General features: G+C 65.3%; 23 protein-coding genes. 12 read left to right on the top strand and 11 right to left on the bottom strand.

Features of this window, described 5'->3' with window-relative positions; translation table 11 throughout:
* Nucleotides 1–45 precede the first annotated feature (45 nt).
* A complete protein-coding gene (locus tag JOE41_RS01475; RefSeq protein ID WP_209750484.1) occupies nt 46–2,058 on the bottom strand; it encodes a M3 family metallopeptidase in 2,013 nt (670 codons plus the stop codon).
* Nucleotides 2,059–2,140: 82 nt separating this feature from the next.
* Between JOE41_RS01475 and JOE41_RS01470 the strand changes: the two genes are divergently transcribed.
* Nucleotides 2,141–3,415: a CapA family protein gene (locus tag JOE41_RS01470; protein WP_245200596.1), complete on the top strand. Its 1,275-nt coding sequence runs from the start codon at nt 2,141–2,143 to the stop codon at nt 3,413–3,415.
* A gap of 36 nt (nt 3,416–3,451) precedes the next feature.
* Here JOE41_RS01470 and JOE41_RS01465 read toward each other — a convergent pair whose 3' ends face one another.
* The 6 genes from JOE41_RS01465 to JOE41_RS01440 form a co-directional block, all read right to left on the bottom strand.
* On the bottom strand, nt 3,452–3,886 hold the full coding sequence (locus JOE41_RS01465; protein WP_209750482.1) for a protein-tyrosine phosphatase family protein: 435 nt from the start codon (nt 3,884–3,886) through the stop codon (nt 3,452–3,454).
* Between the two features lie 142 nt (nt 3,887–4,028).
* Nucleotides 4,029–4,334, bottom strand: a complete 306-nt coding sequence (locus JOE41_RS01460; protein ID WP_011692154.1) for a hypothetical protein — start codon at nt 4,332–4,334, stop codon at nt 4,029–4,031.
* A gap of 598 nt (nt 4,335–4,932) precedes the next feature.
* A complete protein-coding gene (locus JOE41_RS01455; protein WP_209750479.1) occupies nt 4,933–5,913 on the bottom strand; it encodes a S1C family serine protease in 981 nt (326 codons plus the stop codon).
* Nucleotides 5,914–6,036: 123 nt separating this feature from the next.
* On the bottom strand, nt 6,037–6,540 hold the full coding sequence (locus tag JOE41_RS01450) for an NUDIX domain-containing protein (protein WP_209750477.1): 504 nt from the start codon (nt 6,538–6,540) through the stop codon (nt 6,037–6,039).
* 95 nt (nt 6,541–6,635) lie between these two features.
* Nucleotides 6,636–7,358: a type 1 glutamine amidotransferase gene (locus JOE41_RS01445; protein WP_011692151.1), complete on the bottom strand. Its 723-nt coding sequence runs from the start codon at nt 7,356–7,358 to the stop codon at nt 6,636–6,638.
* A complete protein-coding gene (locus tag JOE41_RS01440; protein ID WP_011692150.1) occupies nt 7,355–8,644 on the bottom strand; it encodes a Mur ligase family protein in 1,290 nt (429 codons plus the stop codon). The genes JOE41_RS01445 and JOE41_RS01440 overlap by 4 nt, the downstream gene beginning before the upstream one ends.
* A gap of 91 nt (nt 8,645–8,735) precedes the next feature.
* Here JOE41_RS01440 and pdxT point away from each other — a divergent pair, with 91 nt between their 5' ends.
* The 9 genes from pdxT to JOE41_RS01395 all read left to right on the top strand — a co-directional run bounded on the left by pdxT (nt 8,736) and on the right by JOE41_RS01395 (nt 18,685).
* The gene (pdxT, locus tag JOE41_RS01435) at nt 8,736–9,446 is read left to right on the top strand and encodes a pyridoxal 5'-phosphate synthase glutaminase subunit PdxT (RefSeq protein ID WP_209750474.1); all 711 of its coding nucleotides are present in this window, start codon (nt 8,736–8,738) and stop codon (nt 9,444–9,446) included.
* A 3-nt stretch (nt 9,447–9,449) separates the two neighbouring features.
* A complete protein-coding gene (locus JOE41_RS01430; protein ID WP_011692148.1) occupies nt 9,450–10,205 on the top strand; it encodes a YebC/PmpR family DNA-binding transcriptional regulator in 756 nt (251 codons plus the stop codon).
* A gap of 34 nt (nt 10,206–10,239) precedes the next feature.
* Nucleotides 10,240–10,818: a crossover junction endodeoxyribonuclease RuvC gene (ruvC, locus tag JOE41_RS01425; RefSeq protein WP_011692147.1), complete on the top strand. Its 579-nt coding sequence runs from the start codon at nt 10,240–10,242 to the stop codon at nt 10,816–10,818.
* Between the two features lie 95 nt (nt 10,819–10,913).
* The gene (gene ruvA, locus JOE41_RS01420; protein WP_011692146.1) at nt 10,914–11,558 is read left to right on the top strand and encodes a Holliday junction branch migration protein RuvA; all 645 of its coding nucleotides are present in this window, start codon (nt 10,914–10,916) and stop codon (nt 11,556–11,558) included.
* Complete coding sequence (gene ruvB, locus JOE41_RS01415) at nt 11,551–12,639, top strand: Holliday junction branch migration DNA helicase RuvB (RefSeq protein WP_011692145.1); 1,089 nt, start codon at nt 11,551–11,553, stop codon at nt 12,637–12,639. The genes ruvA and ruvB overlap by 8 nt, the downstream gene beginning before the upstream one ends.
* Before the next feature lie 230 nt (nt 12,640–12,869).
* Nucleotides 12,870–13,262: a preprotein translocase subunit YajC gene (gene yajC, locus JOE41_RS01410; protein ID WP_043430739.1), complete on the top strand. Its 393-nt coding sequence runs from the start codon at nt 12,870–12,872 to the stop codon at nt 13,260–13,262.
* A gap of 115 nt (nt 13,263–13,377) precedes the next feature.
* On the top strand, nt 13,378–15,135 hold the full coding sequence (gene secD / locus JOE41_RS01405) for a protein translocase subunit SecD (protein WP_011692143.1): 1,758 nt from the start codon (nt 13,378–13,380) through the stop codon (nt 15,133–15,135).
* Nucleotides 15,136–16,158 carry a protein translocase subunit SecF gene (secF, locus tag JOE41_RS01400; RefSeq protein ID WP_011692142.1) on the top strand — a complete coding sequence of 341 codons (1,023 nt, stop codon included), beginning with the start codon at nt 15,136–15,138 and terminating at the stop codon, nt 16,156–16,158.
* A 133-nt stretch (nt 16,159–16,291) separates the two neighbouring features.
* Nucleotides 16,292–18,685 (top strand): bifunctional (p)ppGpp synthetase/guanosine-3',5'-bis(diphosphate) 3'-pyrophosphohydrolase, encoded by a 2,394-nt coding sequence (locus JOE41_RS01395; protein WP_011692141.1) that lies wholly within the window; start codon nt 16,292–16,294, stop codon nt 18,683–18,685.
* 43 nt (nt 18,686–18,728) lie between these two features.
* Here JOE41_RS01395 and JOE41_RS01390 read toward each other — a convergent pair whose 3' ends face one another.
* The 3 genes from JOE41_RS01390 to JOE41_RS01380 form a co-directional block, all read right to left on the bottom strand.
* A complete protein-coding gene (locus JOE41_RS01390) occupies nt 18,729–19,358 on the bottom strand; it encodes a type IV toxin-antitoxin system AbiEi family antitoxin (protein ID WP_011692140.1) in 630 nt (209 codons plus the stop codon).
* Nucleotides 19,359–19,451: 93 nt separating this feature from the next.
* A complete protein-coding gene (locus JOE41_RS01385) occupies nt 19,452–21,125 on the bottom strand; it encodes a DUF349 domain-containing protein (protein WP_209750472.1) in 1,674 nt (557 codons plus the stop codon).
* A gap of 61 nt (nt 21,126–21,186) precedes the next feature.
* A complete protein-coding gene (locus tag JOE41_RS01380; protein WP_011692138.1) occupies nt 21,187–21,987 on the bottom strand; it encodes a peptidylprolyl isomerase in 801 nt (266 codons plus the stop codon).
* A gap of 252 nt (nt 21,988–22,239) precedes the next feature.
* On the opposite strand from JOE41_RS01380, the gene hisS reads away from it, so the two are divergent.
* Nucleotides 22,240–23,583 carry a histidine--tRNA ligase gene (gene hisS / locus JOE41_RS01375; protein WP_011692137.1) on the top strand — a complete coding sequence of 448 codons (1,344 nt, stop codon included), beginning with the start codon at nt 22,240–22,242 and terminating at the stop codon, nt 23,581–23,583.
* A gap of 6 nt (nt 23,584–23,589) precedes the next feature.
* Here the strand turns inward: hisS and JOE41_RS01370 are convergent, their stop codons facing one another.
* Nucleotides 23,590–24,846, bottom strand: a complete 1,257-nt coding sequence (locus JOE41_RS01370) for an APC family permease (RefSeq protein ID WP_209750471.1) — start codon at nt 24,844–24,846, stop codon at nt 23,590–23,592.
* Nucleotides 24,847–24,954: 108 nt separating this feature from the next.
* Between JOE41_RS01370 and aspS the strand changes: the two genes are divergently transcribed.
* A complete protein-coding gene (aspS, locus tag JOE41_RS01365; RefSeq protein WP_011692135.1) occupies nt 24,955–26,745 on the top strand; it encodes an aspartate--tRNA ligase in 1,791 nt (596 codons plus the stop codon).
* The last annotated feature ends 25 nt before the right edge of the window (nt 26,746–26,770 follow it).

The following is a 26,770-nucleotide window of genomic DNA, read 5'->3' as shown; positions in this document are numbered from 1 at the left end:
CCTGGCAAGGTGACCCGCCGCCGTCGTCCGTGAGGGGAGGGGAGATTACTCCAGGCCGCGGCGTTTCAGCAGCGGCTCCAGCCTGGCGTCGCGGCCCCGGAAGGCACGGAATGAATCCAGCGGTTCGCGGCTGTTGCCCCGGGACAGTAGTTCGTTCCGGAAGAAGTCGCCGTTGGCCCGGCTGAGCCCGCCGTTTTCCTTGAACCACTCCACGGTGTCCGCATCAAGCACCTCACTCCAGATGTACGAGTAGTAGCCGGCAGCATAGCCGTCGCCCGCGAAGATGTGCTGGAAATAGCCCGTCCGGTACCGCGGCGGAATCAGGCTGTGTGCCACCCCGGCCGCTGCGAGGGCCTTGGCTTCGAACGCCAGGACATCCGCCGGAACCCCGGATTCGTCCAGTACATGCCAGGCGAGGTCCAGGAGCGCCGCGCCCAGGTACTCAGTGGTGCCGAAGCCTTCGCCCCACAGCTGCGACTCGTTGAGCTTGTCCACGATGTCCTGGGCAAGGGGCTCGCCGGTCACATGGTGGCGGGCATAATTGGCCAGCACCTCGGGCCACATGATCCACATTTCGTTGACCTGGGAGGGGTACTCCACAAAATCGCGCGGAACTGCGGTCCCGGAGAACCGCGGGAAGGTCACGTTGGAAAACAGTCCGTGCAGGGCATGGCCGAACTCGTGGAACGCGGTCCGGAGTTCATCCAGCGTCAGCAGCGTGGGCTCTCCGGCCGGAGGCTTGGAAATGTTCAGGTTGTTGATCACCACCGGTTTGGTACCCATCAGCGCGGACTGATCCACCAGCGAGTTCATCCAGGCGCCGCCGCGTTTGGACTCACGGGAGTAGTAGTCACCCAGGAACAGCCCCAGTTCTGATCCGTCCTCGTTGCGGACTTCCCAGACCCGGACGTCGGGGTGGTAGCCCTGGAGGTCGGGCCGCTCGTGGAAGGTGACACCGTACAGGGCCGTGGCGGCGAAGAAGACACCGTCGCGAAGGACCCGGTCCAGTTCGAAGTAGGGCCGCAGCGCCTGCTCGTCGACGCTGTAACGCTCCCGCCGCACCTTCGCGGAATAGTACGCCCAGTCCCAGGCCTCGAGCGGATGGCCCGCCACCTCTGCCAGGGCGGCCGCTTCGGCGTCGGCGTTCCGGACGGCGGCAGGCGCCAGCCGGTTCATCATGGTCTGCACAGCTTCGAAATCGGGTGCGGTCTGCCGGTCCACTGTGAACTCGGCGTAGTTGGCGAACCCCAGCAGCCGGGCCTTCTCGGCGCGAAGCGCAACCATGGACTGCACCAGCTCCAGGACATCGAGGCTACCCCCGCTGCTTCCCCGGCTGATGGACGCCTGGTAGAGGCGGCGCCGGACGTCGCGGTTTTCCAAGGACGCCATGGCGGGCTGGTTGCTGGGCTGGATGAGCGTGAGCAGAAATTTTCCGTCGTGCCCGGCCGCGCGGGCTGCTTCGGCGGCACTGGCGACGTCGTCCGCCGGCAGCCCTGACAGTTCCGCGGCGTCGTCAAGAAGCAGCGCAGAGGACTTCATGGCCTCCTTGGTGCGCTGACCGAATTCAGTGCCGAGCCGGGACAACTCTGCGTTCACTGTCCTGAGCCGTTCCTGCCCGGCGTCGTCCAGCTGGATGCCCGACTGGCGGAACTCCTTGAGGTACTCCTCCACGAGCCGGGCGGATTCTTCGTCGAGTCCGGTGGTGTCCACGGCGGCGAAGCGGTCAAACAGCCCCCGGTTCATGTAGATGGCGTCCTGATGTGCGGAAAATTCCGGGGACAGTTCAGTCTCGAGGACGCGGATGCCGTCCGAGGCATCGGCAGAAACCAGAGTGTAGAACGCCGCGGCGGCGCGCTGGAGGAGCTGCCCGGAACGTTCCATGGCCAGCACGGTGTTTTCGAAAGTTGCCGGTTCCGGATTGCCTACGATTGTCCGGATCTCAGCCAAGTGCCCGGCAAGGCCTGCACGGACTGCCTCGGAATAGTGGGACTCTTCGATTTCGGCAAACGGGGGCAGCCCGAATGGCAAAGGGCTGGGGCTCAGGAGGGGGTTGGTCATGAAGCAACCCTTTCATGTAACCGGGCGGTTCTCAATGGTGATTATTCGGGATTCCGGGACGGCCCGCCATAGGATGGCGCCCATGGGGGAGTCGCCAGGATGCTACCGAAAATCAACCGCGGGCCGGGGAGTCGCGGCGTTGGCCGCTGCCGCCCTGCTGCTGAGCCTGTCGTCGTGCGGTGTCTTGGCTGAACAAGGCGCCGGGCAGCGTTCAGCCGAAGCGGCGAGCACGACGGCGGCCTCCGCACCGCCGTCTTCAGCTGCACCGGAGGTGCCGGCCCCTTCCCCGGAGCCGACCCCGGGCAAGGGCCCGGTGTGCGCTGCGGTACGCTGCGTGTCCGTTCTGGTGACCGGAGACATGCTGGTGCATGCCCAGTTGTGGGACCAGGCACGTGCCGACGCTGCGGCGCTCGGAAAACCCGGGTTGGACTTCACCCCGTTGCTCGAAGGCCAGCGGGAGTACATCGGGGCAAGCGACCTCGCCATCTGCCACCAGGAAACTCCGGTCGCCGAACCGGGGGGTCCCTTCTCCGCCTATCCCTCGTTCAACGTGCCGCCGCAGATCGTCACGGCGTCGAAGGACGTTGGCTACCAGGCCTGCACCACAGCCAGCAACCACACCATCGACCAAGGGACCGGCGGCCTCGTCCGGACCCTCGACGCGCTGGATGCCGCCGGCCTGCAACACACGGGCTCCTACCGGACCGAGGCCGATTCGCAGGGCATCCTGATCCTGCAGACCGATGCCGCCAGGATAGCGGTGATCGAAGCTGCCTACGGCCTGAACGGCCAGTACCCCGAGCAGGCCTGGCAGGTGGACATGCTTGATGCGCCGGCCATGATTGCCAAAGCGAAGAAGGCCAGGGCGCTCGGTGCGGACATCGTCCTTGGAGTCATGCACGCCGGTGACGAATATGCCAGCGTCCCGAACGCCCAGCAGCAGGACACGGCCCATGCCCTGGTTGACAGCGGCGAGTTCACGATGATTTATGGCCACCACACACACTCCGTGCTGCCCATTGAAAACTACAAAGGCACGTGGATCGTTTACGGGCTGGGCAACGGCATCACCGAACTGTCCCCCTGGTATGTGGTGAACAACGAGGGGCTGCTGGTACGGGCGCAGTTCAGCCAGGATGCAGCCGGAAAATGGCAGGCATCGGACCTGGCGTGGGTGCCGTCGGTGATCGTCCGCGACCCTTACCGCTGGTGTTCCGTGGCTGCCGATGCGCCGCAGGGACCGTGCGCCGGCGCCGAAGCGGACGCTGCCACGCGGTTGAGGACCCGGACGGTGGTGGAATCCATGGGAGCCGCCGCGGCGGGTGCCCGGGAACTGCTCATTTCCGGGGAGCGGTGACGACGGCGGCGTCGGATCTGTGAAACGGGCAGCGGGTCACTTGATCCGGCCGGCAACATGCCTGACGTACCAGTCCTGCCAGGGTGTTTCCACGGCCGGACCGTAGTGATCCCGGACGAAAGATACTGCCTTTTCCGGGGGAACGCCGTCCATAACGGCGATGCAGGCAAGGGCCGTGCCCGTCCTGCCGTGGCCGCCCAGGCAGGCGATTTCAACTCGCTCCGATTCTGCCCGGTCCCAGGCCTCCCGCAGGGCATCCATGGCGTCATTTGTGTTTGCCGGCAGCCAGAAGTCCGGCCAGCGCACCCACCGCTGTTCCCATGCCGTTGGAGCCGGCCGCTTGCCGAGCAAGTAGACGGCGAAATCGGGTACCGGACCCGGCGGGAGCGGACGCCGCAGTGCACGGCCGCGGATGCGCCGGCCGGAGGGAAAACTGATGACGCCGGCGGCCTCTCGTTCCCAGGTGTCCATGTACTGACTCTGGCATTGGATCGGTTGCGCGGGAAGGCGTTGCCGCGGCGAACGGAGCGATGAATGGCGGAGGAGGGGCACCGCCGGAAGCGATGCCCCTCCTTGTCGCCCAGGACCGGTCGGTCAGGCGACGGTTGGCAACCTAGTGGCGGCCGCGCCGATGGTCGTCGTCACAGTAGCTGTGGAAGTGCCAGCCACCCCTATGGTCCCTGTCACCCCTGTGGTGGTGCCAGTAGCCGTTCCGCTCACACCACCTGCGGTCATGACGCCAGTCCCGCTTGTCATCGTCCCTCTTGTGGTCCGTGTAGCTCTGGTAGTTCTCAGCCGAAATCGTGACGGACTGCAGTCCCGTATCCGCTGCGGCAGGTCCGGCAGCCATTGCCGTCCCCCCGATACCAAGTCCTGCGGCCAGCAGGGTGGATGCGAGCAATCCCATTGACCTCTTCATGAGATCTTCCTATCTTGTGGTTCATTCCCAGGTATAGGCCGCAGGCTGTCCCGGGCAGCTGGAATCACCCGTCGTGGATCAGTGTGGGTTCCAGCGTGCCATGCTGCCGGCCGCGCCGGATATACGATTCCAGTCGGACGTTTGCCTGCGGTTAGTGGCCCCAAATTTTCGCGGATATGCGCTCCGTGAATCGGCGCAATGCCCCATTTTTGCAGTGGCCGGATTCAAAGCGGTGGCGCAGAGCCCCTGCCGCTTTTGGGAACCTCCGTGCCCCACGGTGCGTGAAGTGAATCGCACGGATAACGATATGAGGGCACCCCCCGTGCCTACCCCAATATCCACAATCCCGGCTCCGGTAACGGTGTCCGGTGGCCGGCCTGTAGTGCCGGAACAACACCGGTCCGCCACGTCCATGTGGGTGGAGGGTGTGTTCACGAACAACGATAGCGCGACGGCCGGGACCCGAATAGGAGCAGGGGTTTATTACTTTCGAAACTGCGATATCGTCGACTTGGGACACGTTTTCAACGCGCCCCTGGTGTGTTTGCGCGCCGCACGGCCCATTCGGCTCGGGCGGGGTCGTCAATCACCCGTAATGTTACGGGGCGCTCATTTCCTCCGGTACGGCCACAACGTGGAATTCTTTTCCATCGCGGAGCGCCGAAATGTCCAATGGTGCCCCGATGGCCTCCGAGAACAGCAGCTTCTGGAGGCTTTCCGCGTTCGAAACGGATTTCCGCCCCACGCTCAACAGCACGTCCCCGGCGCGGAGGCCCGCCCGTTCGGCAGGTGATCCGGGAAGCACTTCGACAACCAGCAGCCCATCCCGGTGGCCGGTGCGGACCACCGAGCTGACCGGAAGTTGAAGGGGAGTGTTCACGAGTCCCAGGTAAGCGCGCCGGACCCGCCCGTCGGAGAGGAGGGAGGCGATAATCCGGCGTGACGTCGCGTTGATAGGAACCGCCAAACCCAGTCCCGCTCCTGCGACCGCCGTGTTAATGCCCACGATCCTGCCCCGTGCGTCGGCCAGGGCCCCTCCGGAGTTGCCGGGATTAAGCGCGGCGTCGGTCTGGATGACGTCCTCGATCACGCGCCGGTTGCGTCCCGACCACACCGGGATGGAACGGCCGAGGCCGCTGACCACCCCTGCGGTCACGGAGCCCGAGAGTCCCAGCGGATTACCGACAGCGATCACCAGCTGCCCGACCTTGAGGAGTTCGGCGTCGCCGAATTCGGCCGGCCGGACCATGGGTGCTTTGCCGTGGACAACAGCGAGGTCGGACAGGGGATCGGCACCCACCACTTCAACAGCCGTCCGGGTGCCGTCGGCAAACACCGCGTGCCCCTTTCCCGCGGAGCCCACCACATGCGCGTTGGTCACCAGGTAGCCGTCGGAGGTGAACAGGACGGCCGACCCCGCGCCAACCCGGTATCCGCCGTTGCGGCCCGTGCCGGCCATTTCGACGGCGGCTACGTGCGGGGTGACGGTTTCCGCGACGCGGATGACTGTTGCGGAATAGGAATCCAGCGGGTCTTCAATAGTGTCGGCTCCGTTGATCCCGCTGCCGGCTGCCGCCATGGTGTGCCTCCTGACATGGTGCCTACCTATGTCAACGGCTATGCCCGCGCCACTACTCCGGCCAGTGCTACGCCGTCAGAGAAACCATTCAGGGTACCAGGCAGAGAATCAGTCAGCGGATCACTAAGGGTGCGCCAGCCGGCGCCACAGCTCAGGCCAGGCCGAGGCGAACGCCGGGTGGAGTTCCCTGTCTTCAACGGAACCGGCCGGGACCCACTTCAGCTCGATGCTCTCCGGATCGTTGATGGCCGGTTCGAAGGATTCCACGACGCGCACCGCCACGGTGGTGTATGACCAGTATCCGACGTCGAACACGGACGTGAAGAGGACGCGGACGTTGTCCGGTGGCACGGCCGCTTCTTCGTGGGCTTCGCGCAGGGCGCCCGTAATGGCGTCTTCGCCCTGGTGCAGTGCCCCGCCGGGCAGGCCCCAGGTGCCGCCGTGGTGGCTCCAGGTGGCCCGGTGCTGCAGCAGGATGCCTTTGGCGGGATCCTGCACCAGGAGGCCTGCCGATCCGAAGCGGCCCCAGAACTTGCCCATTGCGCCTTCGACCCACGCGTCCCCTGGATCGCGGGGATGGGACGGATTGCGGAGGTGTTCCGGGAAGCTGGCAGCTGCGGTGTCCATGGGACCAGTTTCCCACGGACCGGTTTGCTGCCGGTCACAAAGCGTCACCGGCGTTCGGGGCGGAAAGGCAGGCGGACGCGAACCGGCCGGCACCCCTAGCGTGGCCGCCGTGCGGCGTGTTCACGCGCCATCACGGCGTAGCGGTCATCCGGCGCACCCGGCGTGAAGCTGCCGTATTTGCGTTCGACGGCGGTGCGGATCAGGAAGTCGGCAATGGCAGGGTTTTTCGGCAGGAGCGAGCCGTGGAGGTAGCTGGCCACGATGTTCCGGTAACGTGCCCCTTCCTGACCGTCCTTGCTGTTATTGCCGATGCCCTTGGGGGTACTGCCAAGGGGCCGCACTCCGGGGCCGAGCGTCGTCTGTCCGCTGTGGTTTTCGTAGCCGAGGACGTCGCCGAACTCGGGAGAAGACACCGTAACGTTCCCGATCAGGCGTTCGTCGGTTCCGTGGGTTTCCACATCCAGCACGCCGATGCCGGGAATGACCGATCCCGTGCGGGTTTTGAAGAACTTCCCGAAGAGCTGGTACATCCCGCAAATGAGCAGCATGGGCGTCCCGGCTTCCGCCAGTTCCTTCAGCGTGGATTCGCGGGAGAGCAGGTCGTCCTGGATGACCAGCTGGCCGCTGTCCTGGCCGCCTCCGCCCACGATCAGGTCGACGCCGGCAGGGAACTCGTCGCCGACGTTGTATTCGAGGAGTTCCGGGGTGTAGCCGTGCCAGCGCAGGCGCTGCTGGAGTACCAGCGCGTTGCCCCAGTCGCCGTAGATGTTCATGTCGCGCGGGTACAGCTGCAGGACACGGATGGTTCCCTTGCTCATGAGACCACCTCCACGGTAGTGATTTTGGAGAGCTCGCGGCGGATGGCCAGCATTGCGGTGTACGTGCAGAAGATGCGTTTGGGTTTGCCTTTGGCACCTTGGATAAAGGCGGCGAGGGCAGGCGCGATCTCCGGATTGACGGCACCGACCGCAACGTCGTCGTATTGCAGCCGCAGGGCCATGTCGTAGGCCCGGGAGCCGGTCAACTGGTCCACGCCGCCTTCACGCAGCGAGTCGAACTCCACGTCCCAAAGCCAGGACATGTCGCGGCCATCGGCATAGTTGTCGTTGATGGCCACCATGGTGGCGTAGCCTCCGGCCGGGAAGGACTTCAGGCCCAGGCGGAAACCGCTGGGGTTCTTGACCAGCACCAGGTCCAGGGGCAGGCCGTCGACCACCAGGCTTTCCCCCCGGCCGAAGGCGGGCGCAACCTGTGACAGGGCCTTGAGCAGGCCGTCATGATCCGTCGGGGTGGCGCCGTTTCCGGCGATGCATCGGGCCAGCGCAAGCGCGGCCGCCGCGTTGAAGATGTTGTAGACCCCCCGGAGCTTCATCCCGGTGGTGACCGTGGCGCCGTCGTACTCAAAATCGGCGTCGTCCGTCCCTACCCGGCGAAGCACGACGTCGGCGTGCGGCTTTTCGGGCATTGCCGGCAGCGGGCTGCCGGGGCCGGCGCGCAGGTCGTCGTCGTTCGGGAACGTGCTGAGCAAGGAATCGTCGAGCCCGAAGTAGCGGACCTCCGGTCCGTCCAGGGTGTCGGCGATCCGGGCGACGCGGGGGTCCTCGCGGTTCAGGACCACAGTTCCGGTGGTTTTTGAAGCGATGTGCTGCAGGAGCTGGGCGGTCTTGTCGATCTCGCCGAAGCGGTCCAGCTGGTCGCGAAGGACGTTGAGCAGCAGGCTGTAGCGCGGCGGAACCCTGTTGACGAAGTGGACGGCGTGCGCCTCATCCAGCTCCAGCACAGCGATGTCCGCTTTCAGCCGGCCCCGCCAGTCGACGTCGCCCAGCAAAGCCGCAGCCACGCCGCGGGTGAAGTTGCTTCCGGTGCGGTTCGTAAAGACCTTCAGCCCCTGGCTCTCCAGCAGTTCCACCACCATTTTGGTAGTGGTCGTCTTGCCGTTCGTTCCGCTGACGACGGCGACGCCCAACGGGAGCGTGGACAGTGTCCGCTGCATGAATCCCGGGTCGATTTTCTCCACCACAAGGCCGGGGAGGGCAGAGCCTCCGCCCCTGAGCCGGGAGACCCGGCGGACGAGCTTGCCGAGCGGAACGCTGATGTAAAGCATGCTCTGTAATATATCCCAGTCGAGGCATGGAAGCGGGCCGGCCAGCCTGTTCCGGCAAGCCTCCGGCCGCGGGGGCCACTATGCTGATGGGATGACCAACCCCCCTTCCACGGACAATTCCCGCGCGGGTGCGGGCCTGCGAATCGGTGTCCTGGCCCTCCAGGGCGACTTCCGGGAGCACCTGCGCGCCGCAGAAGCAACCGGCGCCACCGGCATCGGGATCAGGCGCCCGTCCGAACTCGACGGCATCGACGGCCTGATCATTCCCGGCGGCGAATCAACCGCGATCGACAAGCTGGCCAGGGCCTTCGAGCTCGCGGACCCCTTGCGGAAGCTCATCGCCGAAGGACTGCCCGTGTACGGCTCGTGCGCCGGCATGATCCTGCTCGCCGACGAGATCGCGGACCCCGCCACGGACTTGGCCGGCAATCCCCAGCAGACGTTCGGCGGACTGGACATCACCGTCCGCCGCAACGCCTTCGGCCGGCAGCGGGAGTCCTTCGAAACCGACCTGGAGTTCAAGGGACTCGGCTTCAGTGACACCGGTTCCGGTGTCGCCCCGGTGCACGCGGTGTTCATCCGCGGCCCCTGGGTGGAGCGCGTGGGCCCCGGCGTGGAGGTCCTGGCGCAGGTGGAGCCGGCGGATCCGGCGCATGCTTCGCATGCGGCCGCGCTGCAGGGGACGGCTAGAATTGTTGCAGTGCGTTCAGGCCACCTGCTGGCCACCTCCTTCCACCCGGAAGTGACGGGGGAGAAGCGCGTGCATGAACTGTTTATTCGAATGATCAGAGGAGAAGCGTAAAGCATGTCAGGCCACTCCAAATGGGCGACGACCAAGCACAAGAAGGCCATCCTTGATAGCCGCCGGGCAAAGTCGTTCGCCAAACTGATCAAGAACATCGAAGTCGCAGCCCGGATGGGCGGCCCGGACCTCGCGGGCAACCCGAGCCTGGAACTCGCCGTCACGAAGGCCAAGAAGACCTCGGTCCCCGCTGACAACATCGACCGCGCCATCAAGCGCGGCGCCGGCCTCACCGGCGAGGTCGTGGACTACACGGAGATCATGTACGAGTGCCGCGGCCCGCAGGGCTCGGCCTTGCTCATCGAGTGCCTCACGGACAACAAGAACCGTGCCGCGTCCGAGGTCCGCCTCGCCATCTCCCGCAATGGCGGCACCATCGCCGATCCCGGCTCCGTCAGCTACCTCTTCTCCCGCAAGGGCGTAGTCACCCTGCCCAAGAACGGCCTCAGCGAGGACGACGTCCTGATGGCCGTCCTGGACGCCGGTGCCGAGGAAGTCAAGGACAACGGCGAAACCTTCGAGATCCACTCGGACCCGAAGGATCTCCAGGCCGTCCGCGACGCCCTGAAGGACGCCGGGATCGACTACGACACCGACGAGGCTGAGTTCGTTCCTTCGATGGAGGTTCCGCTTGACCTCGACGCCGCCAAGAAGTTCATGAAGCTGGTGGACGCACTGGAGGAGCTCGACGACGTGCAAAACGTCTACAGTAATGCCGACCTCAGCGACGAAGTGCAGGCCGCACTGGAAGCCGAGTGATCCCGCAGCCCAGCTGTGAAACTGAGGCCCGGCCTTGACCCTCCGAGTATTGGGAGTCGACCCGGGCCTCACCCGTTGCGGCATCGGCGTCGTGGACGTCGAGAAGAACCGGCGCGCCACCATGGTGGCAGTCGGCGTGGTGGGAACGTCCCCGGATGAGAGCCTGGACCAGAGGCTGCTGTTGATCGCCACGTCCATCGACGACTGGCTGGACCGCTACGAACCCCACGTCCTTGCCGTGGAGCGGGTGTTCTCCCAGCTGAACGTCAGCACTGTGATGGGGGTTGCCCAGGCGTCCGGCGTGGTGATTGCAGCCGCCGCCCGGCGCGGCATCCCCGTCGCCCTGCACACCCCGTCGGAGGTCAAGGCGGCCGTCACCGGCAGCGGAACCTCCAATAAGGACGCCGTCACGAAACTCGTCACCAAGATCCTCCGCCTGGATGCCCCGCCCCGCCCGGCGGACGCTGCCGATGCGTTGGCGCTGGCCATCACGCATGCGTGGCGGGCCGGTAGCGGAGCTGCCATAGCCACCACCGGACCGGGCAGCCAGTCGCTGACCCCGGCCCAGCGCGCGTGGGCCGAGGCGGAAGCCAAGGCGCGCCGTGCACGGTGAATGTCCGGACCCCTTGCTAGGGTATTCGTAGATATGTTCGGATAGCCGGTTTTCGCGCCGGCTGCATTTTTTGCTGTAGACCCAGGAGCCCGGCCTTGATCAGTTTTCTCCGCGGAACCGTAGCGCACGTCGGGTTGTCCTCCGCCGTGATCGACCTCAACGGCGCCGGCATGAGCGTTAACGCCACGCCCCAGACCCTCAGCGGGCTGCGCACCGGCGAAGAGGGCAAGCTCTTCACGTCCCTGATCGTGCGTGAGGATTCACTGACGCTGTTCGGGTTCTCCAGCGACGATGAGCGCGAGGTCTTCGATGTCCTGCTCAGCGTCAGCGGCGTCGGACCGCGGCTGGCCCTGGCCGTGCTTGCTGTCCATGATCCCGAGGCAATCCGCGTGGCTGCGCACACCGGTGATGGAAAGGCCTTCACGAAGGTCCCGGGGATCGGCCCCAAGGTCGCCGGCAGGATTGTCCTGGAACTCGCCGGGAAACTGGTGCCCCACGGGACCGGTGCAGCGGCAGCGCCCGCAGCCGCCGCTTCCGCGCCGTGGAAGCCGCAGGTGGTGGCGGCAATGACGAGCCTTGGCTGGTCCGAAAAGGACGCCACGTCCAGCATCGACAAGGCGCTCTCCGACTCCCCGGAGCTCGAAGCCGGCGGCCAGGTGGCCGAAATCCTGCGCGCCACGCTGCGCTGGCTGGGCCAGGACGGCGCGCGTGCGGGCAACCGGGTAGGCAGCCGTGGCTGATTCCTCCCTGGTGGGCGGGGGAGAGGAGCCCGAGGAGAGGGTCATCGAGGCGGCCCTCCGTCCCAAGAACCTGCACGACTTCGTCGGCCAGCACCGTGTCCGCAAGCAATTGTCGCTTGTGCTGGAAGCGTCGCGGATGCGCGGACGCAGTGCCGACCACGTCCTGCTCTCCGGCCCGCCCGGCCTCGGCAAGACCACGTTGTCCATGATCATCGCCGCGGAGATGAATGCTCCGCTGCGGATCAGCAGTGGTCCGGCCATCCAGCACGCCGGCGACCTCGCCGCCATCCTTTCCTCGCTGTCGGAGGGGGAAGTCCTGTTCCTGGATGAGATCCACCGGATGTCCCGTCCTGCGGAGGAAATGCTGTACATGGCCATGGAGGATTTCCGTGTGGACATCGTGGTGGGCAAAGGCGCCGGCGCCACCGCAATTCCCCTCGAGCTGCCTCCGTTTACGCTCGTGGGCGCCACAACCCGTGCCGGGCTCCTTCCGGGACCGCTGCGGGACAGGTTCGGGTTCACGGGCCATCTGGAGTTCTACTCCGTAGAGGAGCTGGAGCTCGTCCTGAGGCGTTCGGCCGGACTGCTGGACCTCAAGGTCAATTCGGCGGGCTTCAGCGAAATAGCGGGCCGGTCCCGGGGCACGCCCCGCATTGCGAACCGCCTGCTCCGCCGTGTCCGCGACTGGGCGCTTGTCCACGGGATCGAGCAAATCGATGCCCGGACAGCGTCGGCCGCGCTGGACATGTACGAAGTGGACAAAAGGGGCCTGGACCGGCTGGACCGCTCCGTCCTCGAAGCCCTGATCACCAAGTTCGGCGGCGGCCCGGTGGGGCTGTCCACGCTGGCCATTGCGGTGGGGGAGGAACCGGAAACGGTGGAAACCGTGGCTGAGCCCTACCTTGTCCGTGAGGGCCTGCTGGGACGGACGCCACGCGGGCGGATCGCCATGGCTCCGGCCTGGACGCACCTTGGCTATGCGGTTCCGGAAGGGGTGTTCGGCCAGGAGGCGCTGGCGCTTTTCGAAGTGGAAGACCTCGGCGTCGAGCCGGTGGCGGAGTGGCTGCCCAACGGGCAATAGCAGCGTCCGGCTGACTTTCCCTTTAGACTGGTATGACGCTCGGCACGTTCGGGTCTTTGTTTCTGTGGGCGGCTCCGGCCGCCGTTGGCTGGGCATGGTTTTCTGCCGGGTGGGCCGAAACGAAGCCGACGTTGCTGTAAATCAGCTACGCAAGTACAGAACGGAAACTTCCTGTGTTCGGACACATTACTGCCCAGACCCAGCCGCAGGCCGGCGGCGGCATCGACATCATGACCATCCTGCTCTTCGTGATGCTCGGACTCTTCATCTTCATGATGTTCCGCCGCAACAAGAAGACCCAGCAGCAGCAGGCATCGCTTCAGTCCCAGTTCGCTCCGGGCGTCGAGGTCATGACCAGCTTCGGCCTTTATGGACGCATCGTTTCCATCGACGAGGACGAAAACAAAGTCGTCATCGAACTGTCCCCGGGCAACCTGGCCACAGTGCACCGTCAGGCCGTCACCAAGATCGTTGAGCCGGTTGCAGCGCACGACGAGCCTGCCGTCGTTCCGGACGACGCCTCCTCCCTGACCGGGCACGACGCCGACCGCGCCGAGACTGTTAACGAGACCCCGGAAGAATCACTGAAGCGTCTCAACGACGAAGGCAAGAAAGACAGCTAACCTGGCGCTTCCGCCAAGTCCCGCTACGTAGAACTAACGACGGCCGCGGGCTGCCGCCGGTGTGTGAGCCCAGCTCACCCCGGCGGCTCCTCCGTAAACAATAGAAAGATCGACAATGGCACGTACTGGCCCCAAAAACTCAGCACTCAGAGTGCTGGTCTGGCTCGGCGTTATCCTCGCCGTCATGACTGCCGTGCTCGCCGGCGGCTCCATTTCCGGCCAGGCCAGCTGGGCACCCAAGCTAGCACTTGACCTTGAAGGCGGAACCCAGATGATCCTGGCGCCCAAGGTCGAAGGCGGTTCGGACATCAATGAGGATCAGCTCAACCAGGCCGTTGCGATCATTCGCCAGCGCGTTGACGGCTCAGGCGTGGCGGAAGCTGAAATCAGCACGCAGTCAGGCCGCAATGTGGTGGTAAGCCTCCCGGGTACGCCTTCCAAAGAGACCCGCGCCCTCATTCAGGCCTCGGCCGACATGAACTTCCGGCCGGTTCTCCAGGCCGGTCCCGGCGCCGCAGTACCCGTGGAATCACAGACGCCGGAAGACAAGCTGCCCAAGCCGACGGCCGCGCCGGCCAACAGCAGCGACGTCAACTGGGTTACGCCAGAGGTCTACAAGAAGTTTGAGACCCTGGACTGCGACAACCCGTCACAGGACAAGCAGGAGCGCTCGGATCCTGCCAAGCCGCTGGTGACCTGTGAGCCTGCGACGGCCACGTCCCCGGCCATCAAGTACATTCTGGGTCCGGTGGAAGTAAAGGGCTCGAACATCAAGTCCTCCTCCTTCCAGCTGCAGCAGGGTGCACAGGGTGCTGTTACCAACGAATGGGCAGTAAACATCCAGTTCGATGAGGCCGGCACCGCCAAGTTCAAGGAAGTCACGGAACGGCTGTACCAGTTCTTCGTGGCGGCCGGCGGCGAATCAGGCAACGATCCCAAGGCCCAGTTCGCAATCGTCCTCGATGACCAGGTCATCTCCGCACCGCGTTCACTTGCGGTGATCACGGACGGCCGTCCCCAGATCACAGGCGGATTCACGGAGGATACCGCGAAGGCATTGTCCGATCAGCTCCGGTTCGGCGCGCTCCCCATCAGCTTCGAGATCCAGAGCGAACAGCAGATTTCCGCGACACTGGGCGGTGAGCAGCTCCGGATGGGCCTGCTCGCAGGCGTGATCGGCCTGCTCCTGGTAGTGGTCTACTCGCTCTTCCAGTACCGGGCCTTGGGTTTTGTCACCATTTTCTCCCTCGTGGTTGCAGGTGCGCTGACCTACCTGGCCATTGCCATCCTGGGGTGGACTGAAAACTACAGGCTGTCACTTGCCGGCGTCGCCGGCCTCATCGTGGCCATCGGCCAGACAGCCGACTCCTTTATCGTCTATTTCGAACGAATCCGCGATGAATTGCGCGAAGGCCGCGGGCTGGTCTCCGCCGTGGAGAACGGCTGGAAGCGTGCCAAGCGCACCGTCCTGGCGTCGAAGGCTGTGAACCTGCTGGCAGCCCTGGTCCTCTACTTCGTGGCCGTAGGCAACGTGCGCGGTTTTGCCTTCACCCTGGGCCTGACGGCCATCGCCGACCTCATCGTCGTGTTCATGTTCACCCACCCGACCCTGCAGCTGCTGGCCCGCACCAAGTTCTTCGGCGAGGGCCATAAGTTCTCCGGCCTTGACCCGAAGCGGCTCGGCGCCGTGCCTCTCTACCGTGGTGCCGGCAGGCTCCGCACGCCGGAGGACAAGCCGGCCGTGGTGCGCGCCAAGAACACCGGAGCAGCCGCCGAAGCTGAGCGCAGGATGACCATCGCAGAACGCCGCCTCGCGGAAAAGCAGGAGCAGCTTGCCGGTTCCTCCAAGAGCACGACCAAGGAGGGCAAGTAAATGACCACGAATTTTGCCACGTTCGGCAATGAGCTCTACACGGGCAAGCGCTCGTACAACTTTGTCAGCGCCAAAAAGATCTGGTTCCTGATTGCGGCCGTCGCCGTGGCGCTGTCCATCCTCCTCCCGGTGGCCAAGGGCGGATTCAACCTCGGCATCGAGTTCCGGGGCGGGTCGGAATTCACCGTTTCCAATGTGAAGACCACGGAGGCGTCCCTCGGCGAGAAGGCCGTCCAGGACGTCGTGGAGGGCAGTATTCCACGCGTAGCCAACGTTGCCGGCAACACCATGCGGATCCAGACGGACAAGCTCACCGATGACGAAACCCTCCGGATCAAGGAAGGGCTGACCACCGCCTACGGTGTCACGGACAACGAGGTGACTTCCACGTTCGTGGGACCGACCTGGGGTGCTGACGTCACCAAGCAGGCACTTCTGGGCCTGGTGATCTTCGTTGTCATAGCGGCGGTCCTGATGGCGCTCTACTTCCGCACCTGGAAGATGTCGCTTTCCGCGCTGGTGGGCATGCTCGTGACCATGTTCATCACTGCAGGCGTTTACGCACTCAGCGACTTCGAAGTCACACCGTCGGCTATCATCGGCTTCCTGACGGTGCTCAGCTACTCGCTGTACGACACGGTGGTGGTCTTCGACAAGATCCGCGAGAACACGGCCGACATTGACGCCTCCACCCGCCGTACGTTTGCGGAGGAGGTCAACCTGGCCGTCAACCAGACGCTCGTCCGGTCCATCAACACGATGATGGTTGCCATCCTTCCCGTGGGTGCCATTCTCTTCATCGGCGCCGGCCTCCTGGGCGCAGGTACCCTGCGTGATCTCTCGCTTGCCCTCTTCGTCGGCATCCTGATCGGCACCGCGGCGACCATCTTCATCGCGGCCCCGCTATATGCCTGGTTGCGCCAGGGCGAACCGCAGCTGGTGAAGCAGGCTGAGCGTGTGGAACGCCGCCGGGCAGAGTCTGCTGCCAAGGAAGCGGCCGCGACGGAGACCGCAACAGCCTGAACCGTCCGCGCCTGAAGGGCCGGGCTCCGTCATTCATGACGGGGTCCGGCCCTTCGCATCTGAGTTCCGGTTACGGAAGTGCCCTGCCGCGGGAATAGACTGGGATAATTAACGGGTCGTGAGGGGTGCTTCATTGGAAGAACGTTCGACGTCGGCGCCAACGGCCGACGGTGGTGAAGGTCCGGGCCAGGGTCCGCAGACCGGTCTGGTAGCGTCCGGGCGCCCGGACGCAGGTGTGCCGGTTGACAGTTCCGGGTTCCGGCCGACCTTCCCCGGACGCCGCGAACGCACCAGGTCCAGGCTCGCCCGCCTGACCGGCCGCGGCACGGCGACGTATTCACCCATCCTCGAACCGTTGCTCCGCACCGTCAGGGCGAACAATCCCAAAGAGGACTTCGACCTCATCCAGCGTGCCTTCGTCGTGGCGGAACAGAGCCACCGGGGGCAGAAACGCAAGAGCGGCGATCCGTACATCACGCACCCCGTCGCGGTGGCCACCATCCTGGCGGAACTGGGCCTGAGCGGCACGACGCTGGCAGCCGCCCTCCTGCACGACACGGTTGAAGATACGCCGTACACGCTGGCGGACCTCAAGAGGGACTTCGGTCCCGAGGTGGCCATGCTCGTTGACGGCGTAACAAAACTGGACAAGGTGAGCTTCGGCGAAGCCGCGCAGTCCGAAACGGTCCGGAAGATGGTCGTGGCGATGGCCAAGGACATCCGGGTGCTGATGATCAAACTCGCCGACCGGCTGCACAATGCCCGCACCTGGCGCTTCGTTTCGGCGGAGTCCTCGGCACGGAAAGCGCGCGAGACGCTTGAAATTTTCGCGCCGCTGGCCCATCGGCTCGGTATGAACACCATCAAGTGGGAACTCGAAGACCTGTCCTTCGCAGCGCTGTACCCGAAGGTATACGAGGAAATAGTCCGCATGGTGGGGGACCGGACCCCGGAGCGTGAGAAGAGCCTCAGCGTTATCCGGAACCAGATCACCGAAGATCTCCGGACCGCGAAGATCAAGGCCACCATCACGGGCCGGCCCAAGCACTATTACTCGATCTACCAGAAGATGATTGTCCGCGACAAGGACTTCGACGATATCAACGACCTCATGGGCGTCCGGGTCCTGGTGGACTCCGTCCGTGACTGTTACGCAGCCCTTGGCACGCTGCATTCGCGCTGGAACCCGCTCCCGGGGCGGTTCAAGGACTACATCGCGATGCCCAAGTTCAACATGTACCAGTCCCTGCACACCACGGTCATCGGGCCCGGCGGCAAGCCGGTGGAGATCCAGATCCGCACCCACGAAATGCATCGCCGAGCCGAGTACGGTGTCGCGGCGCACTGGAAGTACAAGGACCAGCCGAACAGGACGGCCGCCGGCCCCGGAAGCCCCCGTGACGGCGACATGGGCTGGCTGCGGTCCCTCGTGGACTGGCAGCAGGAAACGTCCGATCCGGGCGAATTCCTGGACTCCCTGCGGTTTGAAATCAACGCCCGCGAAGTTTTTGTGTTTACGCCCAAGGGCGAGGTCATGGCACTGCCGGCCGGATCGACCCCCGTGGACTTCGCCTACGCCGTCCACACTGAAGTGGGCCACCGGACCATCGGTGCCAGGGTCAACGGCAAGCTGGTTCCGCTGAACAGTGAACTCAACCATGGCGACTGGGTGGAAATCTTCACCTCCAAGGCTGAAGGCGCCGGCCCCAGCCAGGACTGGCAGCATTTTGTTAAGAGCGCCCGCGCCCGCAACAAGATCAGGCAGTGGTTCAGCAAGGAGCGCCGCGAAGAAGCCATCGACCGCGGCAAGGAACTCCTGACGAAGGCGATGCGCAAGCAGAACCTTCCACTTCAGCGACTGATGACCCATGACGCCCTCGCCGAAGTGGCCGAGCACTTCAAATACGTGGACATCTCCGGACTTTATGCCGGTGTGGGCGACGGGCACACCTCGGCGCAGTCCGTGATGGAACGGCTTGTGGAGACCCTTGGCGGCAATGAGGGCCCGGAGGATGACCTGACAGAGGTCAGCATCCCCACTCAGGTCAGCAAGACGAAGTACTCCGACTCCGGCGTGATTGTCCGGGGCGTGGGCGACGTGTGGGTCAAGCTTGCCCGGTGCTGCACGCCGGTCCCTCCGGATCCCATCCTGGGATTCGTGACCAGGGGCTCCGGAGTGTCGGTTCACCGCACGGACTGCACGAATGTGTCGGACTTGAAAGACCAGCCGGACCGGATCGTTGAGGTGGAATGGGCGCCTACCCAGTCCAGCGTCTTCCTCGTCGAGATCCAGGTGGAGGCGCTGGACCGAAAGTCCTTGCTCTCCGATGTCACCCGCATCCTCTCCGAAAACCACGTGAATATCCTGGCCGCCAGTGTGCACACCTCGACTGACCGGGTGGCCATCTCGAAGTTCGCCTTTGAAATGGGCGATCCCAAGTACCTGAGCCACGTGCTCAGTGCCGTGCGGCGCATCGACGGCGTGTTCGATGTGTACCGCACAACCGGAAACCGCCGGCGCAGCTGACTGCCGGCCGCGCCGACCGCTACGCTTCCCGCGAGGCGTGCGGCTAGCCGGGCTGGGCCTGCAGGGCAGCGAGTTTTTCCAGTGCCGCCTTCTTGTGCGGAACCCGGGGAGTGGCGTCGACCGCGAGGGTCAGGAGCCGCAGCCTGACGTCCAATTCAGGGGTTGCCAGCATTCTCCTGAGGGCCGGCAGCGCCCGCTCTGCGTCGACGTGGAGTGCGATATCCAGTGCGGTCCGCAGCGGGCTGGAAACCATCAGGCCGCCCAGGCTGACAACGTCAAACGGACCGAGCCGCACTTCGTGCAGGGTGCAGCCGCGGGTCGACCTCAGGCTGGAGACACGCCGGGTGGCATCCACCAGGAGCGCAAGCCGATCCGGCTCCCCGGCACAGCCGTAGATCCACGCCGCCGTCATTCGCCCCGCAACTACCCGCTGCCGGATCGCCGGCGGAACGGCGAAGGACGCCGCGCGGGCGCGCAGCTGGGGCGTGGCGGCAGTTCCGGGGAGCATGTAGCCGCGCTGATACAGCTGGTTCAGAATGCCGTCTGCAGCCATGGCCTGCAGTTCCGGCCAGGAGAACACTCGGCCGGGTGAATACAGTTCTACGGAACCGATATCTGTGCGCCCCGCTGCTGCAGACCGGGAATTGGCGGGGACGGGGGACGAGGTAGCCATTCAGCTATCTTTTCCTGTGGCCTTAAACCGGTACAGGCCCCGTTCCGGTTATGTGGATAACCGGAACGGGGCCTGTACGTTAAGCTTGCGCGACTATGCCAGTTCGCTGGCCGAGCGCGAGATCTGGTCAAGCCATGCCTGGCGGGCCTCGAGGGCCTCCTGGGCGGCCTTGATCTTACGCTGGTCGCCAGCCTGCTCCGCCTTCGCGAGGTCTTCCTTCAGCCCTGCGATGGCGGCTTCCAGCTGGGAGAGTGCGCTGTTGGTCCGCGCCTTGGTCTCCGGGTTGGACCGCTTCCAGTTTTCGTCTTCGGCCTGTCGGACGGCGTCCTCCACCTTCCGAAGCCCGGCTTCGATCCGGCCCATGTCCGCGCGGGGAACCTTGCCGGCTTCCTCCCAGCGGTCACGGATGGACTGGAGGGCCTTCTTGGCGGCACCCAGGTCCTTGATGGGCAGCAGGGCGTTCGCCTCGACCAGGAGCGCTTCCTTCACGGTCAGGTTTGCACCGTACTCCTGGTCGATCTCGTCATTGGCTGCCTGGCGTGAGGTGAAGAACACGTCCTGGGCGGCGCGGAAGCGGGCCCAGAGTGCGTCGTCGTCCTTGCGGCTGGCCCGCGGTGAGGCCTTCCATTCGTCCATCAGGCGCCGGTATTCACCTGCGGCGAAACCCCAGTCCGTTGAGGTGGACAGTGCTTCGGCTTCAGCGATCAGCTTTTCCTTCGCGGCCTTGGCTGCGGAGTTATTGCTGTCCAGCTGGGAGAAGTAGGCCCGGCGGTGGCGGTCGAAGACCGTCCGTGCTGCCCTGAACCGCTTCCAGAGGGCGTCCTCGTTGCTGCGGCCCAGCCGCACGCCGTTCTTCTGTGCCGCCTTCCAGCTTTCGAAGAGCTCGTTCATGCGGGCGCTGGAGGTCTTCCACTGGATCTGCGCGGGGTCGTGGCCGGAAATTTCTTCCGCTTCTGCAACGATCGCTTCCCGTGCGGCCAGCTCGGTGGCGCGCACGGCGTCGTGTTCGGCTTTTTCGGCCTTCTCGAGTTCGGCGATCTGCGTGGACAGCGTATCGAGACGGGCTTCGGCCGCGCGGAGGTCGCCCACCATGTTGCGTTCCGCCAGCTGCTCGCGCAGGTGCGTCACGGTCTTCTGCATGTCGGTGGTGGGGGCCTTGGAGCCCACCCGCTGTTCGAGCAGGACAATCTGGGCCACCACGTCATCGTACTTGCGGGCGAAGTAGCCGAGGGCTTCCTCGTCGCTGACGTCCGGGTACTGACCCACGGGGTGTTCTTCGCCGTCGATGGTCAGGAAGACGTGGCCGTCGCCTTCTACGCGGCCCCAGCGTGCGGCTTCGGCCAGGGAGGCAGCCGAGGAAACAGGAGCGGGGACGGGAACTGCAGGCGAGGACGCTGCCTTCGGCCGCGCGGCGAACGCTGCCGGTGAGGGCGCCGGGCGGGCCGCCGGACGCGGTGCCGGGGCCGCGGGCGCCTCAGCCTGCGCGGCGTCGTCGGCGGCCTGAGCCTGCGCGGCGTCGTCGGCGGCCTGAGCCTGCGCGGCGTCGTCGTCGGCCTGAGCCGGAGCGGGTGCCTCGGCCGCGGGGGCGTCTTCGGCGGGTGCCTCGGCCTCCGTTGCGGAAACTTCCTGGGTACCGGACTGCGCCTCTGCCGTAGCCTCGGGAGCTGCGTCGTTGCCAGCTGCCTGTGCGTCGTCAACCACCTGAGCCACGGTCTCGGCTTCTTCGGAGGCTGTTACTGTTTCGTCGGATTTCTGACTGTCTGTCACCGCTAAAAGTCTTTCGCTTGGAGGGAAATACCAGCACCCGCAGCGTGGAGGCCGAGGCTGGTTACTTCAGAGAGAACGAGTCTATCGTGACTGGTTCCGCAGGAGCGCCGTCTGTTGCGCTTCCGCCCGTCTTAATACCGCCGGCGGCGATCTTGGTTACCACATCAAGGCCGGAGGTCACCTTGCCCACCACTGTGTATCCGCCGGCTTCATCGGCCGGGATGACGGTGTCCTTATAGACGATGAAGAACTGCGTACCGTTCCCGTAGGCATTGCCGCCGGTCCGCGCCACTGCAATCGTTCCAGCCGGATAGTTGTTGTCCGCCGGCGTGTTTTCAAGCGGGCCCCAGGTGTACGCGGGATCGCCCTGCCCGTCACCGGTCTTCGATCCGCACTGCAGGACGCCGAACGTTTCGCCCGTGGTCAGCCGGTGGCAGCTGATGCCGTTGTAATAGCTTTCGTCAGCAAGGGACTTGAAGACCGCTGCTGCCTGCGGTGCCTTCGTTCCGTCCAGCTCAACGCCCAGGGTGCCGCTGTTCAGCTTGAGCTCGCCGGTGAACACCTTGCCAGCCGCGGTCTCCGGTTTGGGGATGTTGGGACCGTTCGTGGCCGACGGTGCGGGCGACGCCGAAGGGCTGGTCAGGCCTGCCTGCGCGGCCGCGTACTCCTCCTCGGAGGGGTTACCGGCGAACACAGTGAGCTGAAGGACGATCGCGAGTGCCACGGCAGCGGCGCCGGCACTGACAGCAATGATATTGTCGCGCCTGCGGCGCTTCTCCTGGTGCCGCCGCAGCTCGCGCTTCGCTTCCATTTGCAGGATGCGCCGCTTTGCCTCGCGGGCGCTCCGTGAACTGGCCGCCAAAAGTCCTCCTGGTTGTCGGGCCGGCCAGCCGAACGGGCCATGGGCGACGTCCGGTGTCCGGCAGCAAGCGGCAGGCGTGCTCCGGGCCGCTCCATTAGAGTTGCCGGCGCCGAAAGCATAAACTGACTGCCGCACATAGTTTATGCATGACTGGCTGGTCTCCCGCCCTAACCGCCGCTTTTGATCGCATGGCGGAACCGGAATACCGGGTAAGGGACGTCAGCCTTCTGTTACCTGAGGAGAAAATCCACCATGGCACGCACCGCCTCCCTGTCCGGATTCCCCGAGTGGCTTCCCGAGGAGCGGCTGGTGGAGCTGCATGTGCTGGACACCCTGCGGCGGGTCTTTGAGCTGCACGGCTTCTCCTCGATCGAAACCCGTGCCGTGGAAACGGTGGGCCAGCTGCTCCGCAAGGGTGAAATCGACAAAGAGGTGTACGGCCTCAGCCGCCTGCAGGAGGACGAAGAGGACTCTAGGGCCGCCAAGGGCGACCACCACTCCCTGGCCCTGCACTTCGACCTGACGGTGCCGTTCGCCCGGTACGTCGTCGAAAACGCCGGATACCTCGCCTTCCCGTTCCGCCGGTACCAGATCCAGAAGGTGTGGCGTGGCGAGCGGCCGCAGGAAGGCCGCGCCCGCGAATTCACGCAGGCGGACATCGACATCGTGGGCGACGGCGAGCTGCCGTTCCGCTACGACGTCGAAATCGCCCTCGTGATCGCTGAAGCCCTCAGCGCCCTCCCGATTCCGGACTTCCGCCTGCGCATCAACAACCGCAAGCTGGCCGAAGGCTTCTACCGCGGGATCGGACTGACGGATACCGCCGGAGTCCTGCGGAGCATCGACAAGCTCGAGAAGATCGGTCCTGCCAAGGTGGCCGACCTCCTCAAGACTGAGCTGGGAGCCTCCGAGGAACAGGCGCAGGCCGCCCTGAGCCTGGCCGGCATCCGCACCGAGGATACTTCCTTCGTTGAGAAGGTCCGTGCCCTGGGCGTGAAGGACGAGCTGCTGGAGGAGGGCCTGAATGAGCTGGAGCAGGTCATTGCCGCCGCGGTCCAGCGTGCGCCGGGCAAGGTGGTGGCGGACCTCAGCATCGCCCGCGGCCTTGACTACTACACCGGAACCGTGGTGGAAACCGTGCTGGTGGGCCACGAGCAGCTTGGCTCCATCTGCTCCGGCGGACGCTACGACGCATTGGCAAGCAAGGGAAACCGGAAGTTCCCGGGCGTCGGCCTGTCCATCGGCGTCACCCGTCTCGTCTCAAGGATCCTGAGCCAGGAACTGGCCCAGGCCACGCGATCAGTGCCGACCGCAGTGCTAGTCGCCCTGAACAACGACGACAGCTGGGGCGCGGCCCAGGACGTCGCCGCGCAGCTGCGCTCCCGCGGAATCTCCACCGAGGTGGCCGCCAAAGCGGAAAAATTCGGCAAGCAGATCAAGTTCGCCGACCGCCGGGGCATCCCGTTCGTCTGGTTCACAGACGATGACGGAAAGCACCAGGTGAAGGACATCCGTTCCGGCGAACAGACAGACGCGGACCCCGCTTCCTGGACGCCGGCCGAAGAGGACCTGCACGTCCGGATCCTCAAGGCCTGAGCGGCCTTAAGGCCTGGGCTGCCGCTTCCGGAACCTCAGTACCAGGAACCGGCCGGCAATCCCGGCGGCAAGCACTGCTGCCATGCCCGCAACGGAGGCAAACGGCAGCGTAGCGGCCAGGAGCAGGCACCCCGCGAATCCCGCAGCGTTCATCCATCGGGGTGCGGATGCCGGTCGTTCGGTCAGGGTGAAGGCGGCGGCGTTGGTCACGGAGTAGTAGATCAGCACGCCGAAACTGGAGAACCCCACCACGGTGAGGACGTCCGTGGTGATGAGCAGGGCAACCACCGCGGCGGCCACGGAGAGCTCAGCGACGATCGGAACAGTGTGCCGTCCGCCCACCCGGGCCAGGGGAGCGGGGAGGTCCCGCTCCCGGGCCATGGCCAGCGCCGTGCGGCCCACTCCGGTAATGAGCGCGAGCAGGGCCCCCAAACATGCGGCGGCTGCGCCGGCTTGAACCAGCGGGCTGCCGGCGCTGAGGCTGGAAAAGGCTACGGCGTCCAGCAGGGGCGACACGGATCCAGCCAGCCGCCGCGGGGACAGGTGCCACAGCAGCAGGACGGCGAGTCCCAGATAGATCACGAAGGCAGCGGCCAGTGCGGCCAGTATCGCCCGCGGAATGGTGCGGGTGGGATTTTTGACCTCCTCGCCCAGCGTAGCGATCCGGGCGTACCCGGCGAAGGCAAAGAACATCAGACCGGCGGCCGGGAGGATTCCCCAACCGCTGCCGGGGCTTTCCGCCGACACGCCGGGCCCCGGGTGGGGGCCCATCACGCCCGCAACCGCGACAAACACCAGGGTGGCGAGAACAATGCCGAGCAGGACCCTGGTCAGCAGCGCTGTGCGGGTGATACCCATGAGGTTGACTGCCGTGAGCACTGCTACGGCTGCAACGGCCACGGGCGTGGCGTAATCCGGGGCCACGTAGTAGCCAAAAGTCAGGGCCATGGCCGCGCACGATGCTGTCTTCCCGGTGACAAAACCCCAGCCGGCAATAAATCCCGGCCATTCGCCCAGCTGTTTCCGGCCGTAAACGTAGGTGCCTCCGCTGGCCGGGTATTTGGCGGCCAGCTGGGCGGAGGCAACGGCATTGCAGTAGGCAATCGCGCCGGCGATGAGCACGGAAACGATCATGAGCCGGCCGGCCAGTGCGGTGGCAGGGGAGAAGACGACGAACACGCCGGCGCCGAGCATTGAGCCGAGCCCGATTGCGGTGGCGTCAAACACTCCGAGCCGGCGCTGGAGCCGCTGATGGGTCTGCATGGCGGATGTAAAGCCTCTCCAACGGGTAAACTCGAACGGGACTGTTCCCTAACGGTCCCATTCAACATCATCTCTGTATTCCTGCTGTCTCCCTAAGAAAGGCGTGCTGTGCTGCGCACACATGACCTCGGATCCCTTCGCTCCGAGCACATTGGACAAACCGTAACCCTTGCCGGCTGGGTGGGCCGGCGTCGTGATCACGGTGGTGTGGCATTCGTTGACCTTCGCGATGCCTCGGGCGTTTCCCAGGTGGTCGTCCGCGAAGAAGAGGTCTTCCACGGACTCCGCAATGAGTACGTCCTGCAGGTCATCGGTACGGTGTCGCAGCGTCCGGAGGGTAACGAAAACCCGGCGCTGGCCACCGGCCAGATCGAGGTTATCGCCGAGAAGGTGACCATCCTCAACACCTCTGATCCGCTGCCCTTCCAGATCGACGAGCACGTCGAGGTGGGCGAGGAAGCCCGCCTCAAGCACCGTTACCTCGACCTGCGCCGCCCGGGCCCCGCCCGTAACATGCGCCTGCGCTCCGAGGCCAACCGCGTGGCGCGCGAACTGCTCCACCGCGACGGTTACGTGGAGATCGAAACACCCACGCTCACGCGTTCGACGCCGGAAGGCGCCCGCGACTTCGTGGTCCCCGCACGCCTCGCGCCGGGTTCCTGGTACGCGCTGCCGCAGTCCCCGCAGCTTTTCAAGCAGCTCCTGCAGGTGGGCGGGTTCGAGAAGTACTACCAGATCGCGCGCTGCTACCGCGATGAGGACTTCCGCGCGGACCGCCAGCCGGAATTCACCCAGCTGGACATCGAAGCGAGCTTCGTCGAGCAGGATGACATCATTTCGCTCGGCGAAAGCATCGTCAAAGCCCTGTGGCAGCTGATCGACGTCGAGATCCCGACGCCCATCCAGCGCATCACCTACGCGGATGCCATGGCACGCTACGGCTCAGACAAGCCGGACCTCCGCTTCGGCCTGGAGCTGACCGAGCTCACCGAGTTCTTCAAGGACACCAACTTCGGCGTGTTCAAGGCGCCCTACGTCGGTGCAGTGGTCATGCCCGGCGGGGCCTCGCAGGCACGCCGCGCGCTGGACGCCTGGCAGGAATGGGCCAAGCAGCGCGGGGCCAAGGGCCTCGCCTACGTCCTCTTCAAGGAAGACGGCGAACTGGCCGGTCCCGTAGCCAAGAACCTCACGGATACCGAGCGTGCCGGCCTCGCCGACGCCGTCGGCGCCAAGCCCGGAGACTGCATCTTCTTTGCCGCCGGCGAGAAGACGCCTTCCCGTGCCCTCCTCGGTGCCGCCCGCGTCGAAATCGGACACCGCACCGGCCTGATCAACCCCGCCGACTGGGCGTTCTGCTGGGTCGTGGATGCGCCGATGTTCGAACCCGCCGCAGCCGCAGTGGCCTCGGGCGACGTCGCCGTAGGTGCGGGCCAGTGGACCGCAGTCCACCACGCCTTCACCTCGCCCAAGCCGGAATTCATGGATTCGTTCGACAAGGACCCGGAGTCCGCGCTTTCCTACGCCTACGACATTGTCTGCAACGGCAACGAGATCGGCGGCGGCTCCATCCGTATCCACGAGCGTGATGTCCAGGAGCGTGTCTTCGAGCTCATGGGTCTGGACAAGGCAGATGCCGAGACGAAGTTCGGATTCCTCCTGGAAGGCTTCAAGTTCGGCGCTCCGCCGCATGGCGGCATTGCCTTCGGCTGGGACCGCGTAGTGGCACTCCTGGCCGGCGTGGAGTCGATCCGCGACGTCATCGCCTTCCCGAAGTCCGGCGGCGGCTACGACCCGCTGACCCAGGCTCCTGCGCCGATCACCGCGCAGCAGCGTAAGGAGGCCGGCGTCGACTTCAAGCCCGAGGCAAAGAAGGCAGATCCCGGCGCCACGAAGGCCTGATCTGCCGAGGCACAAACACGAGCAA

It is taken from the genome of Arthrobacter sp. PvP103 (assembly GCF_017833075.1).
Taxonomy (GTDB): Bacteria; Actinomycetota; Actinomycetes; order Actinomycetales; family Micrococcaceae; genus Arthrobacter.
This window is presented reverse-complemented; position numbering and strand designations above follow the sequence as displayed.

Bases quoted from the DNA above. Each gene is read 5' to 3' on its own strand.
- JOE41_RS01455 (WP_209750479.1), bottom strand. From the start codon at position 5,913: ATGGCGGCAGCCGGCAGCGGGATCAACGGAGCCGACACTATTGAAGAC.
- yajC (WP_043430739.1), top strand. From the start codon at position 12,870: ATGACCATCCTGCTCTTCGTGATGCTCGGACTCTTCATCTTCATGATG.
- hisS (WP_011692137.1), top strand. From the start codon at position 22,240: ATGGCACGCACCGCCTCCCTGTCCGGATTCCCCGAGTGGCTTCCCGAG.
- pdxT (WP_209750474.1), top strand. From the start codon at position 8,736: ATGACCAACCCCCCTTCCACGGACAATTCCCGCGCGGGTGCGGGCCTG.
- JOE41_RS01445 (WP_011692151.1), bottom strand. From the start codon at position 7,358: ATGAGCAAGGGAACCATCCGTGTCCTGCAGCTGTACCCGCGCGACATG.
- JOE41_RS01475 (WP_209750484.1), bottom strand. From the start codon at position 2,058: ATGACCAACCCCCTCCTGAGCCCCAGCCCTTTGCCATTCGGGCTGCCC.
- JOE41_RS01440 (WP_011692150.1), bottom strand. From the start codon at position 8,644: ATGCTTTACATCAGCGTTCCGCTCGGCAAGCTCGTCCGCCGGGTCTCC.
- JOE41_RS01460 (WP_011692154.1), bottom strand. From the start codon at position 4,334: ATGAAGAGGTCAATGGGATTGCTCGCATCCACCCTGCTGGCCGCAGGA.
- JOE41_RS01390 (WP_011692140.1), bottom strand. From the start codon at position 19,358: ATGGCTACCTCGTCCCCCGTCCCCGCCAATTCCCGGTCTGCAGCAGCG.
- secD (WP_011692143.1), top strand. From the start codon at position 13,378: ATGGCACGTACTGGCCCCAAAAACTCAGCACTCAGAGTGCTGGTCTGG.
- JOE41_RS01430 (WP_011692148.1), top strand. From the start codon at position 9,450: ATGTCAGGCCACTCCAAATGGGCGACGACCAAGCACAAGAAGGCCATC.
- JOE41_RS01450 (WP_209750477.1), bottom strand. From the start codon at position 6,540: ATGGACACCGCAGCTGCCAGCTTCCCGGAACACCTCCGCAATCCGTCC.
- JOE41_RS01465 (WP_209750482.1), bottom strand. From the start codon at position 3,886: ATGGACACCTGGGAACGAGAGGCCGCCGGCGTCATCAGTTTTCCCTCC.
- secF (WP_011692142.1), top strand. From the start codon at position 15,136: ATGACCACGAATTTTGCCACGTTCGGCAATGAGCTCTACACGGGCAAG.
- JOE41_RS01370 (WP_209750471.1), bottom strand. From the start codon at position 24,846: ATGCAGACCCATCAGCGGCTCCAGCGCCGGCTCGGAGTGTTTGACGCC.
- JOE41_RS01470 (WP_245200596.1), top strand. From the start codon at position 2,141: ATGGGGGAGTCGCCAGGATGCTACCGAAAATCAACCGCGGGCCGGGGA.